Source organism: Parabacteroides sp. AF17-28 (assembly GCF_003479205.1).
In the GTDB taxonomy this organism is placed as follows: domain Bacteria; phylum Bacteroidota; class Bacteroidia; order Bacteroidales; family Tannerellaceae; genus Parabacteroides; species Parabacteroides acidifaciens.
Genome location: NZ_QUGV01000024.1, coordinates 40,310 through 55,463 on the forward strand (window position 1 = coordinate 40,310; position 15,154 = coordinate 55,463).

General features: G+C 49.1%; 9 protein-coding genes. 3 read left to right on the plus strand and 6 right to left on the minus strand.

Annotation, left to right across the window (positions count from 1 at the left end; translation table 11 throughout):
* Positions 1-6 precede the first annotated feature (6 nt).
* Complete coding sequence (locus DWW90_RS15750; RefSeq protein WP_122345651.1) at positions 7-1,257, minus strand: efflux RND transporter periplasmic adaptor subunit; 1,251 nt, start codon at positions 1,255-1,257, stop codon at positions 7-9.
* Positions 1,258-1,269: 12 nt separating this feature from the next.
* A complete protein-coding gene (locus DWW90_RS15755) occupies positions 1,270-2,736 on the minus strand; it encodes a TolC family protein (RefSeq protein ID WP_122332723.1) in 1,467 nt (488 codons plus the stop codon).
* 173 nt (positions 2,737-2,909) lie between these two features.
* Here DWW90_RS15755 and DWW90_RS15760 point away from each other — a divergent pair, with 173 nt between their 5' ends.
* Positions 2,910-4,277 carry a sigma-54 dependent transcriptional regulator gene (locus DWW90_RS15760; protein ID WP_122345652.1) on the plus strand — a complete coding sequence of 456 codons (1,368 nt, stop codon included), beginning with the start codon at positions 2,910-2,912 and terminating at the stop codon, positions 4,275-4,277.
* The gene (locus DWW90_RS15765) at positions 4,274-5,275 is read left to right on the plus strand and encodes a PAS domain-containing sensor histidine kinase (RefSeq protein WP_122345653.1); all 1,002 of its coding nucleotides are present in this window, start codon (positions 4,274-4,276) and stop codon (positions 5,273-5,275) included. Before DWW90_RS15760 ends, DWW90_RS15765 begins: the two co-directional genes overlap by 4 nt.
* 20 nt (positions 5,276-5,295) lie before the next feature.
* Here the strand turns inward: DWW90_RS15765 and DWW90_RS15770 are convergent, their stop codons facing one another.
* Both DWW90_RS15770 and DWW90_RS15775 read right to left on the minus strand, forming a co-directional pair.
* Entirely contained in the window at positions 5,296-7,647 is a 2,352-nt protein-coding gene (locus DWW90_RS15770) for an ATP-binding protein (RefSeq protein WP_122345654.1), read from the minus strand.
* A gap of 98 nt (positions 7,648-7,745) precedes the next feature.
* Positions 7,746-10,133: a TonB-dependent receptor gene (locus DWW90_RS15775; protein ID WP_122345655.1), complete on the minus strand. Its 2,388-nt coding sequence runs from the start codon at positions 10,131-10,133 to the stop codon at positions 7,746-7,748.
* 112 nt (positions 10,134-10,245) lie between these two features.
* Between DWW90_RS15775 and mnmD the strand changes: the two genes are divergently transcribed.
* Complete coding sequence (gene mnmD, locus DWW90_RS15780) at positions 10,246-10,905, plus strand: tRNA (5-methylaminomethyl-2-thiouridine)(34)-methyltransferase MnmD (RefSeq protein ID WP_122345656.1); 660 nt, start codon at positions 10,246-10,248, stop codon at positions 10,903-10,905.
* Here the strand turns inward: mnmD and trxA are convergent.
* Positions 10,900-11,214 carry a thioredoxin gene (gene trxA / locus DWW90_RS15785; RefSeq protein ID WP_115500281.1) on the minus strand — a complete coding sequence of 105 codons (315 nt, stop codon included), beginning with the start codon at positions 11,212-11,214 and terminating at the stop codon, positions 10,900-10,902. The genes mnmD and trxA overlap by 6 nt on opposite strands.
* Positions 11,215-11,288: 74 nt before the next feature.
* A complete protein-coding gene (dnaE, locus tag DWW90_RS15790; RefSeq protein ID WP_122345657.1) occupies positions 11,289-15,089 on the minus strand; it encodes a DNA polymerase III subunit alpha in 3,801 nt (1,266 codons plus the stop codon).
* Positions 15,090-15,154 lie beyond the last annotated feature (65 nt).

A 15,154-nucleotide genomic window follows, 5' to 3' on the forward strand; every position in this document is an offset into this window, starting at 1 on the left:
ATTCGTTTATTTTAAAATCAATTCTTCCGCGTCGCCAAAGGTACTATATCCCGTGACAATCACCTTGTCGCCCGGTTGCAGACCGCCGGTTATTTCGTATTGCTGCGGGTTTTGTCGGCCGATGCTGATCGGGGTCTTGCGGGCTTTTGTGCCGGATTCGTTCAGCTTGTAGATCCATTGTCCGCCGGTGGTCTGGAAGAAATCGCCACGCGGGATGACGAGGGCTTCTTCCGGTTGTCCCAGCTCGATCTGGACACGGAAGCTTTTGCCGATGCGGACATTTTCGGGGCTTGTCTCGGTAAAGACCAGGTCGACATCGAAGTTACGGTCTTTCACCTCCGGGACGACTTTGGTGATCCGCAGCGGGAACTTCTTGCTCTGCCAGGTGATGGTGGCGGGAAGCCCGGTTGTGATTCGGTCGATATAATATTCACTGAGGGAGGTGTGTATCTTGAACTGGTCGAGCACTTTGACCTCTGCGATCGCTTCAGTGCTTTGCACCTGCTGGCCGGGCGTCACTTTGACGAAGCTGAGCTGGCCGGAGAGGGGAGCGCGGACAATCAGGTCTTCCATGCGCTCCCGGGCGCGGTCGAACTTCTTCCGTTCCCGTTCGAGGTCGTTCTTCATCAATTCCCGGCGTAGGATGGTGGCGGCGCTGTCGTGGCGGAGGCCTTCCAGTTGCAGGGCGGTACTGCGGGTCTTATAGTCGAACTCGTCGCGGGCTACTTCTAACTGCGCCTTGCTTTTGACGCCCATGTGGAATTCCTCTTCGTCGAGGGCATAGCTTTTCTTGAGGCGGTTTAGTTCGTAGGTTGTCTCTAAGGTCTTTTGTTGCAGGTCGATGCTCTTCTGTTCCATTTCGATCTCTTTCTCCTGGTAGGAGATCAACTGCTTTTCCCATTCATCCTGCTGATCCTCGATGGTGCGGATCAGATCGGGATTGCTGAGAGTCAGTATCGTGTCTCCCTTGCTCATCATTGTTCCTTCTTCGGCAATGATACGGTCTACGCTGCCAGCCTCGCGGGCATTGATCTGGATGGTAAGGATGGGCTGAACGACGCCTTCCACATCCACATATTCCAGGAATTTGTCGCTGGTGGCTTCACCGATAATCAGGTTCTCGGCTTCGGTACGGAGTTTTCTGCCTCCCGATGCGGCGATCCCTACATAAACAAGAAGGGCAACAAAGGCGACTCCTCCGGCAATATGCCAGCGGTAGCGGTAATAAACGGGTTTCTTAGCAATAGGTTTATCCATTGTATGTTGTTTTTATTTTAGCAATAGTTCATAATCCTCAACAATCGGAATCTGCTTCTCGAAATCGTAGCCCGTCAGGCTGCGGAGGCCATAATAAAGACTCCAGTAATTATACAAGGCCGAGATATACGCCCGGCGTGAGTTATCCTTTTCTGAGATGGCGGCATTCAGGTCGAGGATGCTTGATTTACCGAGCAGATAAAGCCGGCGGGCCACGTCGTTGCGGCGTTGTGCCGTCTGGTCGGTTTTCTCTGCAATCATGACTTTGTTGGCTTGCAGGTTGAATTGCTTGACCATCTTGGCGACATTTAGTTCGAAATCCATCCGTTCCTGTTCTAATTGGGTATAGACTTTGTCACGGTTGCTTTTGGCCACCTTGACCCGTCCTTTTCCTACGCCCCAGTCCAGGATCGGAATACGGATGCCGAGCGTCACTAACTGTTGGTCCATCGGGTTGCGGTAGGACTCTTTCAGTTTCTCGTTGCTCTGTGTCAAACCGAACTGGGCGTATAGTTCGGCTTTGAATCCCCGGTTGGCTTTTGCTTCGGCAACGGAGCTTTCGCTTTCCAGGCGGCGGCGTTCGAAAGCGCTGATATCCGGATTGTTCTGGAAAGCTAATTGCATGGCCTCTTCGACGTTGACCGTGAAGCGGGGAATGCTGTCGTCCGGGATTACCGCCAGCGTGATGTTTTCCGAAATACCTAAGTAGCTGCGTAGCGACTGGATGTAATCGTCCACGTCTATCTGCGCGTTCAGGCGGTTGGTCTGCTCGGTCAGCTTGTTGAGTTCGAGTTGGAGCATTTCGTTTTCAGTAATTGTCCCGATGTTGTAACGTCCTTGCGCGTAGCGGTAGAGCGTGTCGGCATATGCAAAATTATATTCCGCGATCTCTAACGAGGTCTGTGCGCTTGCTAAGTTGAAAAAGCGGTTGGTTGTGTAGGCGGCTACCAGTTCGAGTGTTTCGATGTAAGCTTTTTTCGCTTCTTCGAATTTAATCGGCTCGATCCGGCGTTCCCATTTGAGGTCGTTGTAACCAAACAGGTTTTGTTCATATCCGATGACCACCGGAGTACTTTTATATGATGAGACGTTGTCGGTGAACATATCTAACCGTTGGAGTCCGGTCTTCAGTAACACCGTACCGCCTGTCAGGGCGATATTCTGCTGGATTTCCAGCCCGGCGTCGACCGACAACTGGTTCCGGTGTACGAATTTATCACTACCGTCTTCAAGCGTCACCGACTGGATGGAGCGGTTCAGGCTCGGATCGGAAGTCAGCGTCAGGCTTGGCAGTTGTTTGGCCCGGAAAGAGCGCCAGTTCCAGTAAGAGGCCCTGAAAGCATGCCGGGCGGCAATAGCCTCCGGTGAATGTTGGCGCGCCATTTCGATCGCTTCGCCCAGTGTCAGGGTAAGTGTTTTCTGCCCCCATAGTTGCAGCGGGAACAATACACATATAAGTATGGATAAAATCTGTTTCATGCCTGATGAAAGACAAATAATGTGCCATACTTGTAAGTGGTTGTCTTTTATGTGAATGAGGAAAATAGTTTGCCTGTTCGTTGTGCATAAGTGCACAAAAAACGTGCATAAGCGCACATACATCCCGTTCTTATAATCACTATCTTTGTCGATATTGAAGTGATTGGTAAAATATGAAGAACGGAAAGATTTTAATCATCGATGATAACGAAGATGTCCTCTTCGCCTTAAATCTGTTGTTGGAGCCATATGTCGAACAGGTGAAGGTGACGACACAGCCCGAGCGGATCGAACATTTTATGTCGACTTTCCAGCCGGATGTCATCCTGTTGGATATGAATTTTCGGCGGGATGCAATCAGTGGGCAGGAAGGCTTTTTCTGGCTGGAAAAGATAAAGGCGGCTGATCCGGATGCGGTGGTCCTTTTTATTACGGCTTATGCCGATACGGAAAAAGCCGTACGTGCCATAAAAGCCGGTGCTACGGATTTCATCCCGAAACCCTGGGAAAAAGAAAAACTGTTGGCAACTCTTTCGGCTGCATTGAAACTGCGCGAAAGCCGTACGGAGGTCAACACGCTGAAACAGCGCGTCGAGGTGTTGGAAAGTTCCGAAGAGACCGGTTTTGAGATTATAGGAGAGAGCGATGTCATGCAGGAACTGTTTGCTACTGTTTCCAAGCTGAAAGATACGGATGCCAATATCCTGATCCTGGGAGAGAACGGAACCGGGAAGGATCTGATTGCCCGTGCCCTTTACCATCATTCTCCCCGAAGCAGCCAGGTTTTTGTCAGCATCGATTTGGGAAGCATCCCGGAACAGCTGTTCGAGAGCGAGCTGTTCGGGTATGAGAAAGGTGCTTTTACGGATGCCCGGCGCGATAAGCCCGGACGTATGGAAGTGGCTTCCGGAGGCACTTTGTTCCTGGACGAGATCGGTAATCTGAGTCTGCCGATGCAGGCGAAACTGTTGACGGCTATCGAGAAAAGGCAGATCCTGCGGTTGGGAGCGACCCGTTCCGTGCCGATCGATGTCCGCTTGATTTCCGCGACGAACATGAATATCCGGGAGATGGTGCAGGAAGGGACGTTCCGCCAGGATTTGCTATACCGCATCAATACGATCGAGCTGCATATCCCGCCGCTTCGGGAACGGGGCAATGATATCCTGTTGTTGGCCGACCATTTTCTGAACCGCTATGCCCGTAAGTATAAGAAGAAACTGACGGGGCTTACCCGGGATGCAAAAACGAAACTCCAAAGTTATGCCTGGCCCGGTAATGTCCGCGAGTTGCAACATGCCATCGAGCGCGCTGTTATCCTGTCGGACGGCTCCATGCTGAAGCCTGAAAACTTTATGCTTCATCCGGCTCCCGTCCATAAAAAAGGGGAACTGTCCGACGAACTGAATCTGGGCGTGCTTGAGAAAGAAGCGATCGAACGCGCCCTGCGCCGTGCCGACGGGAATATCACCCGTGCAGCCGAACTGTTGGGGATTACCCGTTTTGCCCTGTACCGGAAACTGGATAAACTGGGCCTATGAAACGATATGTTCTTTTCTTGAAAATAGGATTGTTGATATTGTTGTCTCTTTCGATTGCATTCCTGCTATTGAAAGGATTGTATTTTACGGCGGTCATGTGCTTTCTGATTTTGTTGGGTATTGCTTTTTCCCTCTATCTGGATCAACGGAAAATGTTGCAGCGGATGGAGCACCTGATCGCCAATATCCGGTATGGAGATATGAACCTTTCTTTTCCGGTCCCGTCGGCGGGCGGTGCGGAGGCCAGCCTGACACGTGCCATGAATGAAGCGTTGTCCGCTTTTCGTACCCGTTTATATAATGTGGTGGTGTCGGAGGCGGAAACGGAGGCTTGGCAGAAATTGATCCGGGTTCTCACACACGAGATCATGAACTCGATCGCCCCGATTATCTCTTTGTCGGAGACGGTGACGGAGCGGGCTGCATCCAACGGACTGAATGAACGGGATTACGGAATCATGCTTCAGGCCATGCAGACGATACACCGCCGGAGTAAAGGCTTGTTGGATTTCGTCGAGAACTACCGGAAACTGACACGTATTCCGGCCCCTACACAGCAATTGTTTCCGGTTTCCTCCCTGTTCGACGATTTACGGGGTTTGTATCCTGCCGGAGATGTTTCGTTCTCATTTTCTGTCCGTCCGACTGATTTGCGGGTTTATGCCGACCGCTCGATGATCGAGCAGGTGCTTATTAATTTATTGAAGAATGCAGCCGAGGCCTGTAAAGATTGTTCCTTTCCGGAAGTACGGGTGAATGCTTTCAGGCGTGAAGGGGTTCCGGTTATCACCGTTTCCGACAATGGCTGCGGTATCGTGCCGGAAGCGATGGATAAGGTCTTTGTCCCGTTCTTTACGACTAAGCAGGGAGGTTCGGGCATCGGTCTGAGCGTTTGCCGCCAGATCATGAACCGCCACGGGGGAAGTATTACCGTTGTTTCGGAAGAGGAGAAAGGGACGACTTTTACCCTGCAATTTCCCCAAACCCGCGTCCTGTAGGAACGGTTTACGGATAGCCTTTACGAGAGATATTGGTTGATGAGGTTTTTCAGCTCTGCCGGTTTGATCGGTTTTGCTGCATATCCGTTGAAGCCGCTTTGCTTTACCCGTTGTTCGTCTTCGGCGAAAGCGAAAGCGGTAACTGCAATGATCGGGACATGCGGGTCTTCTTTTCTTATCTCGGCAGTCGCTTCATACCCGTCCATATTCGGCATTTTAAGATCCATCAGGATCATATCCGGCTGGTGTTCACGATATAACCGGACCGCTTCACATCCGTCATGGGCATGCAGTAAATTGTAGTCTTTCAGGACTGCCTGAATCAGAATATAGTTACTTTCGTTGTCTTCGGCAATCAATAACGTCGCTTTTGTAGGAGTTTCGCTTGCAGGTTCCTCTGTCTTTTCCTCCACTTCTTTTTTAGGCTGTTTTTTTACGTTGAGAATGATTGAATCGGGCAGCGTGAACCAGAAGGTCGAACCTTTCCCAAATTCGGATTCCACACCGATCTCGCCGCCTAATTTCTTTATAATCATCTGGCAGATTGCAAGCCCCAAGCCTGTTCCCTGTGCAAAACTGTTCAGTTTGACGAAACGGTTGAAAACCATATCTATTTTTTCAGACTCGATGCCGCATCCGGTATCGGTAACATAGAATCGCAGTTTGTTGTCCTGGCGGCGGTAACCGAACCGGATACTGCCCTCTTCGGTAAACTTAATGGCGTTGTTGATGAAGTTTGTAACAACCTGTGCTAAGCGGTTCTTGTCCGTCATGATTACACAGTGAGGCATTTTCTCGACAAAGGAAACCTGCACACCCTCGGATGCTTTCAGGCGGGAGGATTGTTCGATGTCGGATAATAACGCGTTAATATCCACCTCCGAATCAATAAATTCCAATGTCCCGGCCTCAATCTTGGCCACATCCAGAATGTCATTGATCAATTGGAGGAGCAGCTCGTTGTTACTGCTGATGATATTGATATATTCGTCCCGCTCTTCTTCGTTCTCTGCGATTGTCAACAGATTGGAGAAACCGACGATGGCATTCAGCGGCGTACGGATTTCGTGGCTCATGTTGGCGAGGAATGCTGATTTCAGGCGGTCGGATTCTTCCGCTTTGTCTTTTGCTTTCCGGAGCTCGATTTCATCTTCTTTCTGTTTCTCGATCAGGATCAGCAATCTGTTTTTCAGTTTGCTGGTGCGCAAATAGTAGTAGAGCACCATGATCAGGAACAACAACAAGACGACGGAAATGATTAACAGGATTTCAAATTTATATTGCACGAACAATCCTACTTCCGTATTGATCAATACGGAATGGGGTGGCAGACTTTTTGTCGCGATCCCCCGTTCCTTTAATTTTTTAGCATCAAACGTATATACGTTGGGAATCGTTTCCGGATTGAACTTGGCCGATCGATTCGCTAAAACATGTACGGCCTGACGGGCCAGGTCCTTTCCGATCGAACGGTATTTAGGTATATAGCCACCGATCGCCCAATGGCTTAATCCGATGGATGTCAACGAAAATGCCGGAACTTTCGGATTGGCGAGCATCATGGTATAAGTGGCGTTTCCGACATAATACCCGTCATTTACATCCACACGCCAGGTACCCAGAAGAATGGCGCTTTCCGAAGGTAGGCGTTTGATTTCTTCGATGATATTATAAATGTCGTTTTTCCGTCCGTCCAGCGGGATGAAGTCTATACCGTCTATCCGGCTGATTTCTTTTTTGACTAAGGCTTGAAGGGAAATACCTCCGTAACTGTTGTCGGTAACCAAGGCGATATGTTTCGTGCTCGGATACAACTTGCGGACCAGCTCTACGTTTGCTTTAATATCATAATTGTAGACGAATCCGCCCAAGTTCTGCTCTTTGCTTTTAAGCTCATCTATATCTACACTTTCGGGGTCCCATTCGGACAGGTTGATGCTGCTGTCAGGCAATAGTACCGCGTTCCGGCTGACCATGCCGCATAAGATCGGGATATTCCGTATGCTGCTGTCGTCTAACGAAAGATAGGAGGCCCACCCTTCCTGTCCGAGGATTACGATCAGCTTAGGCTTGTTTTCCCCCTGATATTTCTTCAGCAGGTTCTCCATCCTTGCTTTCCAGAGGGGAGCTTCGGGGAGGCTCTTGCAGTTCATGTTTTCGATTACAACAGGCGAGGTCCCGCCAAGCTGTTTGTATTCTTCCATGAACTCGGAAATATTTTGTGTCGTATTGCGGGTATCCGGATTGTAGGAGCTGATAATTAAAATAGGATTACTATCATCAGCATGAACTTGGCATGTGAAGAGTAAACTAATGACCATGAAAAAGAATCGCCACGTTTGTTTTATGTAGTAATCCGATGATTTATTCATGAAATAAAGATTGTTCTGAAACTCCTAAATTAATCTTTTGGGAATTCGTATGCAAAAATAAAAATTATTTGATATAACTAAGCATAAATCAGAACATTTTAAAGTTCTATCATAAGGCCGATACTGGGCAGGAGCGTCCCGGTGCGGCGTTCAACCGGTTTTAGTTCATAACGTTGTTGTTCCCGAGGGGCATCCGGATTTAATATTTTGCCAGTTTTAATATATACATCCTGTTCTTTGTATTTTGAATTTAGCACGTTCTGCAAGTCGATATAAGCCCCTATCATAAACTTTTTCAGATAGAATGTTTTGTCTATCCGGATATCCAGTTGGGTAAAAGGCTTCAGACGTTCACTGTTGAACCGGCTGTAGTCATAATAAAGGTTGCCACTGGCATCCCAGGCATCGACAAAACTGCTCTTCTCGACATCATAAGGTGTATAGGGCGCGCCTCCCACTATCCGTAGTTTCGTTCCTATATCCCAATTCCTGGGTAAGGCATAGGTCCCGCTGAAAGTAAAAAGATGGCGGTTGTCCCAGGCGGATGGAATGTATTGGCCACTACCCCGTCCGTCCTTAAATTCGCTTCGGACATAAGTATAGGAGGCAATAAATGTCAATCCCTTATAATTATACCAGCGTCCCATCAGTTCCATCCCGTAAGCTCTTCCGGTTGCAGTAGAATTGACGGCTTCATTTCCCAGTACGCCGTAATCGGTCCCTTTTGAGGCAAGCGGAATGCTGTCGGTCAGTGACATCGGGTAGTGATCATATTTCTTGTAGAATCCTTCCGCCGTAAATTTCAGATAGGAGGAAGGACGGTATTCCAATCCGATCCCGGCCTGATCGCTCCGGATATAGCTCAACCGGTTATCTTTGTTTATATAATTACCCTGGTTGTCTTTGAATCCAAGGACCGTATAAGGGGGCAATTCGTAATATCTTCCTGCGTTTGCATTCAGATAAATGTCTCCGAACAGGCGGTAAGAGAGCGAGAGGCGCGGGGAGAGCTGGTCCAGCAGGTTGTTCATTTCCGAAGAATATCCGTTGGCATCCGCCCGTACCCCCAAAGATGCCGTAAAGCGTTCGTTATTGCTTTCGTATATAGCTGTAGCATACAGTCCCCATTTCCAGATGCCCAGGTCTGTCTGATAATGGAGTTCCCGGGGGATGGTGGTATATAGTTTCTGAAAAGTTGTGTTTGTATATTCCGAATAATCGATGTTTCCTCCTGCTTGCAACTGGATATAGGGCAAACGGAAGATATTTTCGCTGCGGAACTTATTCTCTATTTCATCCGAGCGGTAATCCAACATTAAGTTTTCAGGTGTGCTTTCATCATTATCCTGATATTTGATGTTTTTATTGTTCATCTGGCTACGGCTTACGATCAGGGAGTGTATATTACGCCCTGAAAAATGTTTGTAAACGGCACCCAATGTGTAAGTCTTTTGTTTTACGACCGGCAGGTAGGCCAGTATGTATTGGTTTTTCTCGCTAAGATCGTCCTTCCCGGTGTTCAGCTTCATGTCGTCAATGGCTCCCAATCCGATAAAGGTCAGTTCGTTTTTCTTATTAAAAGCATGTTTGATTTTGAACTGGGCATCCGTAAAGGTCGGAAGAAAGGGTAATCCGATCATGTCGAACAGGAATTGCAGGTACGAACGGCGTATGGAAACCTGGTAAGTCGTCTTGTTGCCTATCGGGCCGTTTGCCGATAGACCGACATCGGAGGCGCCGACCACTCCCCGCAAAGAGAATTTTTCTTTGTTTCCGTCCTGCAGCTTGAAGTCGAGCACGGAACTGAGCGCATTCCCCCTGGCAGCAGGAAATGCCGCAGAATAGAAATTGACTTCACGTATGAAGTCCGGATTGATGATTCCGACCGGTCCGCCGGATGCCCCCTGTGTAGAGAAGTGATTGATATTGGGGATTTCTACTCCATCCAGAAAGAAACGGTTTTCCGACGGTCCGCCGCCCCTTACCATCAGGTCGTTCCGGAAAGCTGCCGTAGAGGCCACTCCCGGAAAGGATTGTACGACACGCGAGATATCCCGGTTTCCTCCGGCACTTTTCTCTATCTCTTTAAAACCGATAACGCGCAGTCCCAACGGGCTTTCTGCCGTTTTCCGGAACGGGGAGGCGACGATGCTTACTTCCTGCAGGCTCTCACTGGCCGTTTCGAGTTCGATCGGGAAGAAGATATCTTTATTGGCCACGCGGAATTCTGCCGTTACCGTTGGCTTATATCCGATAAATGAAGCCTGTAGCCGGTAACTGCCCGGGGCAATTCCTGTTATTTCAAAATTTCCGGTGGAATCTGTTGCCGTTCCGTGTGTCGTATTCCAGATAACGACAGTAGCATAAGGTATTGGCTCGCCACTTGCCGTCTCTTTCACGATCCCTTTTATGGAATAATTCTTTTGAGCCTGTATGATCTGAATACAGGTCAGGAATAGTAAGAGAAGAAAGAGTCTTAAATTCATAAGTTGTAGCCAGTCTTACGGGAATTTGTAATAATAGGTTACAAAAGTAATCAATTCTATATTTTTATATCTTTGCAAGATCAAAATAATGACGAAATAAGACGAAAATCAAATGAAGCGGGAATTGCAGCAGACGGCCGATGGCAGCCATACATTATTTATTCCGGAAATGGATGAACACTATCATTCGGTAAACGGGGCGGTGCAGGAATCGCGCCATGTGTTTATTGAGGCCGGGTTGCACCATCATACGGGAAAGGAGCTTGTCGTTTTTGAGATCGGTTTCGGTACTGGTTTGAATGCTTTCCTTACCTTGCTGGATGCGGAAAAGAACGAGCGTGTCGTCAATTATTATTCCATCGAGTTATACCCCCTTGAACCCGGGCTTGTACAGGCATTGAACTATGGGGAGGTGGTCTGTCCCGAAAAGAAAGAACTGTTCCGTGTTTTGCATGCCGCTGCCTGGAACCGGGAGGTTGCCATCACCGAACGTTTCATTTTACATAAGATACAGGGGGACAGCAATACTTGCGATCTGCCCGAAGGGATCGGCCTTGTCTATTTCGATGCTTTTGCCCCGGACAAGCAGCCGGAAATGTGGAACCAGGAAATATTCGACAAATTGTATGGACATATGGCGGAAGGAGGAATTTTGACCACCTACTGTGCCAAAGGTGCCGTACGCCGTATGATGCAGAAAGCCGGATATTCTGTCGAAAGAATACCCGGCCCTCCCGGAAAACGCGAAATGCTCCGCGCTATGAAATTATAAAAGTGCGTCGATTTTAGAGACGAATGTAGGTTTTGGAGCAGCTCCGACCTGCTTGTCCACTACCTGTCCGTCTTTGAAGAAAAGAACGGTCGGGATGTTGCGGATACCAAACTGTGCAACCACATCGTTGTTGTTGTCCACATCCATTTTGCCGATTGTCACACGGCCTTCATATTCGGTTGCCAACTCGTCGATGATCGGAGCGACCATGCGGCAAGGACCACACCATTCTGCCCAAAAGTCAAGGACCATAGGCTTACCAGAGTTTACCAACTCTTCAAAATTTGCATCTGTAACTTGTAGTGCCATAATTTTTATATGTATTTAATTTGTTTCTGTTTAGAGTCGCCAAAAGTACAAATTCTTTCTGCATCCAACAAATACTAACCATTAATTTTAAAGTCTATATTTTCATTCGTTTGCAGGAACTCGACCAGATTGCGCGTGACGTTGAGACGTATGTTCTGCGAGAAGAAGTTCTGCGTGATGTTGTGCTCCCCGTCGACTACTTTAAAATATAACAGGCTTTGTCCCGGATTGTTCTTTATCAAGGTCGAAAGCTCGTTTATGGTCGGCTCGTCGAGGTCGTGGATCGGAACCGTGATACTGATCTTTTCGATCATCCGGTCTTTTTCCTCCTGCAACAGTTGGATGGAACCGATCGACAGGCTCAATCGGCCGGAATTGTAGCGGTCTTCCACACGGGCTTTGATCAACAGGTACATCCCCCGTTTCCCGAATTTCCCGTATTCGATGAAATCTTTCCCGAACAGGGCTATCTCGCCACTGCCCGTAAAGTCCTCTATCTTGATGATACCGTACGGATTCCCTTTCTTTGTCATGCCTTCCCGGAAATCGGTCACGATGCCACCGAACAACAACTCTTTCCCGACCAGGCTCTCCTTGTCGTTGATTTCCGCCATGCCGGTGTTGCATACATATGTTAATATAATACGGAATTCATCCAGCGGGTGGGCGGAAAGATAGATGCCGACCAGCTCTTTTTCCTTGTTCAGACGTTCCAGGTCGCTCCAGCGTTCACATTTCGGGATTTCCGGTTTGGCGATCTCCACCTGTACGTCTCCACCGAACAGCGAGTTGGTGGCTGTGCTTTTGTCCGTCTGGTACTTATTGCCGTAGCGTACGAGCGTCTCCAGGAATATTTCACCTTTTCCGGTTTCGGCAAAGAACTGCTCGCGCTGGATGCCGAAATTGTCGAAAGCTCCGGCCAATGCCAGCGATTCGATGTTCTTTTTGTTGCAGGCCGTCAGGTTGACGCGTTCCACGAAATCGAAGATGTTCTTGAACGGCCCGTCCTTCTTCCGCACATCGATGATGTTCTGGACAGCTGCTTCGCCGACACCTTTCACGGCTCCTAACCCGAAACGGATGTTCTTGTCCTTGTCTACGCTGAACTTGAGGATTGACTCGTTCACATCCGGTCCGAGCACCTGGATACCCATCGCCTTACATTCGTCCATAAACTTCGTGATATCCACGATGTTGGACAAACTTCGGCTCAGGACGGCCGCCATATATTCGGACGGATAGTTGGCTTTCAGGTATGCCGTTTGGTAGGCCACCCACGAATAACAGGTCGCATGGCTCTTATTGAACGCATAGGAAGCGAACTTTTCCCAGTCGGACCAGATCTTCTGCAACGTGCTTTCCTCGTAACCATTTGCCTTTCCGCCTGCCATAAATTTGGATTTCAGGTGGTTCATCTTTTCGATCAGCTTTTTACCCATTGCCTTACGGAGGGCGTCACTCTCACCACGTGTGAAGTTTGCCAGCAAACGGGACAGAAGCATGACCTGTTCCTGGTAGACGGTAATGCCATAGGTGTCTTTCAGGTAACGTTCCATGACCGGAATATCGTACTTGATTTCCTCTTTCCCTTGTTTACGGGCAATGAAAGAGGGGATATAGTCCATAGGTCCCGGACGGTAGAGGGCGTTCATCGCGATCAGGTCTTCAAACTTGGATGGCTGCAGCTCCTTCAGGTATTTCTGCATACCGGCGGATTCAAACTGGAATGTGCCGGTGGTCTTTCCGTCGCAATACAGCTTATAGGTCACCGGATCTTCCAGACTGATATGGTCGATGTCCAGTTCCTTCCCTGTCGTCAGGCGGATGTTTTCGATTGCTTCCTTGATGATGGACAATGTTTTCAGTCCGAGGAAGTCCATCTTGATCAATCCGGTCTCTTCGATCACGGAGCCTTCATACTGGGTCACCAGCATTTCTTCACCCGTATCCTTGTCTTTGGCCGTACTGACGGGTACGACGTCCGATATGTCGTAACGCCCGATGATAACGCCGCAGGCATGTACGCCGGTGTTGCGGACGTTGCCCTCTAACATCTGTGCGTATTTCAGCGTATCGCGTGCCAAAGGATCATTCCCTGTAGCCGCTTCTTTCAGTTCCGGTACATAGTTGATGGCGTCTCCCAACTTGAATTTTTTCATATCGGGAATCTTGTCCGGGACAAGCTTTGCCAAACGGTTCGATTCGGAAAGCGGCAGCTTTTGCACGCGCGCCACGTCCTTGATGGCCGACTTGGTCGCCATCGTGCCGTAGGTGATGATATGCGCCACGCGTTCCGCGCCGTATTTATCAGTTACCCACCGGAGCACTTCGCCCCGTCCGTCGTCATCGAAGTCGGTATCGATATCGGGGAGGGAGATACGGTCCGGGTTCAGGAAACGTTCGAACAGCAAATCGTATTTAATCGGGTCGATTTTCGTGATCCCTAAGCAATAAGCCACAGCCGAACCGGCAGCCGATCCACGGCCGGGACCGACCGAGACGCCTAACTCCTCGCGGGCGGCGCGGATAAAGTCCTGCACGATCAGGAAGTAGCCCGGGAAACCCATCGTCTTCATGATATGCAATTCGAAGTTCAGGCGTTCCTTCACTTCATCGGTCAGCTCGTCCCCGTAGCAGAGTTTAGCCCCGTCGTAGGTGATCTTTTTCAGGTAGTCGGCTTCTAACTTGATGCGGTACAGCTTTTCATAACCGCCTAACTTCTTTATCTTGTCGTGCGCCGCCTCTTCGCTCAGCACCACATTTCCGTTTTCGTCGCGTGTAAATTCCTCGAACAGGTCTTGTTCGCTGAACTTCTCGCGGTAGCTTTCCTCCGTCCCGAAATCTTCGGGAATGGCGAAGGTCGGCATGATAGGACCGTGGTCGATGGAATAGAATTCGACTTTATCGGCTATTTCGAGCGTGTTGCTCAGTGCTTCGGGCACATCCGAAAAGATCGCATTCATCTCCGCCGTCGTTTTCATCCATTCCTGCTTGGTGTAACGCATGCGGTTCGGATCATCCAGGTCTTTGCCCGTACTGAGGCAGATCAGCCGGTCGTGCGCTTCGGCATCTTCTGCATTGACGAAATGGACGTCGTTGGTTGCGATTACCTTTATGTTGTGTTTTTTCGCCAGCTCGAGTATAACCTTGTTGACTGTCACCTGGTGGGGGTAGGTGTCCTGGGCTGCTGACGGGTCATGTGTCTCATGGCGTTGTATCTCCAGGTAATAATCTTCCCCGAACAGGTTCTTGAACCAGAGGACCGATTCTTCCGCTTTGTCCATCCGGCCGTTCAGGATATGCTGCGGCACTTCCCCACCGATACAGGCGGAACAGACGATCAGGTCTTCGTGATATTTTTCCAGCAGTTCCTTGTCGATACGCGGCCGTCCGTAGAAACCTTCCGTCCAGGAGAGGGAGACCATCTTGATCAGGTTCTTGTACCCGTTCAGGTTCTTTGCCAGGACAATCAGGTGCCAGCCGCTCCGGTCGTTCTGCGATGCCAGTTTGCTATGCCGTCCGTTCCGGGCGCAATAGCACTCGCAACCGAAGATCGGCTTGAATATCTTTTTTCTCTCTTCTTCGATCTTTGTCGGTATTTCTTCCAGGAGGGTTTGCTCTTCTGCGCTAAGTTCCGTTTTGCCTTTCAGCTCCTTCAGCTCTTTCTCATATCCCTTGATCGCATCTAAAGGTTTGCTGTTTTTCTTGGAAACCTTGTTGAAAAACTCTTTTATCCCGAACATCACGCCGTGATCGGTGACGGCAATCGATCGCATCCCGTCTTTTTGCGCCTTGTCTATCAAAGCGTCAATAGACGCCTGTCCGTCCAGAAGTGAATACTGGGTATGTACGTGGAGGTGTATAAATGGTTCCATATCAATTTTTGATCCTGTTTATTTGGCCTATAAAGATACGGCTTATTTTGTTATTTTCTTCTATC